Origin of the sequence: Tritonibacter sp. SIMBA_163 (genome assembly GCF_046535935.1) — a bacterium.
In the GTDB taxonomy this organism is placed as follows: domain Bacteria; phylum Pseudomonadota; class Alphaproteobacteria; order Rhodobacterales; family Rhodobacteraceae; genus Epibacterium; species Epibacterium scottomollicae.
Window position 1 is genome coordinate 1 of sequence record NZ_JAWJBP010001164.1, and the last position, 242, is coordinate 242.

The following is a 242-nucleotide window of genomic DNA, read 5'->3' on the forward strand; positions in this document are numbered from 1 at the left end:
GGCCAGTTTCTACCTGAAGGCGCCGACGCTGCTCTACGTCTTCATCTTCATCGCGCTGCGGGCGCTCAGGTTCGAGGCGCGCTTCGTGCTCGCGGCCGGACTCACGGCGGCCGCCGGCTGGGCACTGCTGGTGCTCTACGTGGTCACGGTGAACCCCGAGGATCCGATGATCACCCGCAACTACGTCACCTATCTGACCGCCAACTCGGTCTTGTTGGGGGCGGAGTTCGACAAGATCATCT

The 242-nt window shown here is 63.6% G+C and carries 1 pseudogene; it reads left to right on the forward strand.

Going from position 1 to position 242, the window contains the following annotated elements:
* Positions 1-242: pseudogene (locus R0J92_RS25985) on the forward strand (adenylate/guanylate cyclase domain-containing protein); the annotation flags it as partial.